Below are 2,193 nucleotides of genomic sequence, written 5' to 3'. Positions count from 1 at the left end.
GCGTCGAAGAAGCCGTTCTGCTTTGAGCTAAACTCTGCTGAGTCGGACAGTTGGTGCTCTCCAAGGGAACCAAGGAGCCCCTGCCCTGCACCTGCTCACTCTGTTCGAACGTGATAGAACCCGGCGTACAGCACGAGACCCAGGCTGAACTGGTCAGGCCCCGTACCATCAATAGAAGGGTGGCGTCAGAGCCCAAACCACCACCGTACGCACTGCCCCAGGGTTGCCAAACCGATGCGGCCGCGTGTCGCGGCTTCCCCATTGATCTCCAGCGAGACGTCGCACCGCCATCCACGGCCTTCACGAAGCTCGCCTGTGCCCCCGTCTGCCTGAACCAGATCCGCAGGTTCTGTTAAGTGCTTTTTGCAGACCCTTTGCTGTCAGAACCGCTTCTGGCAGCTTCATGAGTACAGCGACAGGATATCAGCTTCCAAGGTCGTTGAGAGGAGCTTGATGTTGGTGGATTGCTTCCAATCGGTATCGCACCATCCAGACGGCAGCACGGTACCGGCGCTGCCGGAGACACGCTTCGTCGAGCTGAACGCAGCCACGCTAGGCCTGGAGCATGGCCGGCTTTCCTTTATGGAGGCAGGCGAAGGACCTGAGACGGTGGTGCTTCTGCATGGGATCGGCGCCAATAGCGCGGGATGGCGCTTCGTGCTGCCGGCTCTGGCGCGCAGGGCACGGGTGATCGCCTGGAACGCGCCAGGCTATTGGCTCTCCGCCGACTTCGCGGCCGAGGCACCCGTGGCGACGGATTACGCGCGAGTGCTCGTGGCGCTGCTGGATGGGCTGGGTGTCGCGCGCACCCACCTCGTCGGTTCCTCCTTCGGCTCGCTCGTCGCCATGGTGGCGGCGGCGGAACATCCCGAGCGGGTGGGGCGGCTGGCGCTGCTCGGCACGTCCCGGGGGCAGCGCTGGAAGCCCCAGGCGGAACGGGACCGGATGCTAGCGATGCGGCAGGCCAGCATGGCGGCGGGCGGCATGGCCCTGGCGCGGGAGCGATGGCAGAACCTTGTTGCCCCCGGCACATCAGAGGCCGTGGCAGAATGGGTGCGGCAAACGCTGGCCGCGACGCACGCCAAGGGGCTGATGCGCGCCGCCCACGCGAGCGACACGGCGGACACGATGGACTTCGCCCCTCGGATCGCATCGCCGAGCCTGATCCTGGTTGGCAGCGAGGACCGGGTCAATCCACCCGAGGTCAGCCGCACCCTGGCCGAAGCCATCCCCGGTGCCGCCATGGTCGTGCAAGAGGGCGTGGGACACTTGCCAGAGTTGGAGGCGCCGGCGGCCACGCTGGCAGCACTGGAAAGGCACCTGTTCTGATGCGGCGAGACCCAGAATCTGTGAAGAGCCCCATCCTGGCGCCCACGCGCCGCGCCGCCCTGGCCTTGCCGTTCTTGGCATCGTCCGCCTTCGCGCAGACGGCTTGGCCTGCGAAGCCGGTACGAATCGTGGTGCCCTATCCGCCGGGTGGTGGCCTGGACACCCTGGCAAGGGTGTTGGCGGAGAGGTTAACAGCGCGCTGGGGACAGACGGTCACGGTGGAGAACCGGCCGGGCGGGGCGACCATCCCCGGCACGGACGCTGTGGCGAAGGCGGCACCGGACGGGTCCGTGCTGCTGATGACATCGGACGCCTCGATCACGGCCAATCCGCACTTGCACGCCCAGTTGCCCTTCGATCCCATGAAGGATCTGGTGGCGGTATCTTACCTGCTGGATGTGCACCAGATGGTGCTGATCCATCCTTCGGTGCCGGCGCACGACATGGCAGGGCTGGCGGCGGCGGCGCGGACGCGGCCAGGGACGCTGAACTACGGCTCCTACGGTCCCGGCAGTCAGCCCCACCTCCTCTTCGAGGCGCTGAAGGCGCGCGAAGGGTTGGACATCGCGCAGGTGGTGTATCGCGGCCTGACGCCGGCCGTGCTGGCGACGGTGACGGGCGAGGTGCAGGGCACCTTGGCGGGCGTGGCCTCGGCGCGCGAGTTCCTGGCGACGGGCGCGCTGCGGGCACTCGCCGTGGGGCGGCCCACGCGCCTGCCGCAACTCCCGGAGGTGCCAACCCTGGCCGAGGCGGGATACCCGGAGATCGACCCACGCACATGGTTCGGGCTTTTCTCACCAAAGGGCACGCCCGAAGCGCTGCTGTCACGCCTCCAACGGGATGTGGCCGCGGTGTTGGAGGAGC

The 2,193-nt window shown here is 67.3% G+C and carries 2 protein-coding genes; both read left to right on the top strand.

The window, feature by feature from the left end; genetic code table 11:
- Positions 1-453 precede the first annotated feature (453 nt).
- Complete coding sequence (locus D2K64_RS23360; RefSeq protein ID WP_120010804.1) at positions 454-1,329, top strand: alpha/beta fold hydrolase; 876 nt, start codon at positions 454-456, stop codon at positions 1,327-1,329.
- Positions 1,329-2,193 (top strand): Bug family tripartite tricarboxylate transporter substrate binding protein (locus D2K64_RS23355; protein ID WP_157986100.1); only part of this gene is annotated, 865 nt, incomplete at its 3' end. The genes D2K64_RS23360 and D2K64_RS23355, both read left to right, overlap by 1 nt.

The sequence above is a fragment of the Teichococcus vastitatis genome (genome assembly GCF_003604215.1).
In the GTDB taxonomy this organism is placed as follows: domain Bacteria; phylum Pseudomonadota; class Alphaproteobacteria; order Acetobacterales; family Acetobacteraceae; genus Pseudoroseomonas; species Pseudoroseomonas vastitatis.
This window is presented reverse-complemented; position numbering and strand designations above follow the sequence as displayed.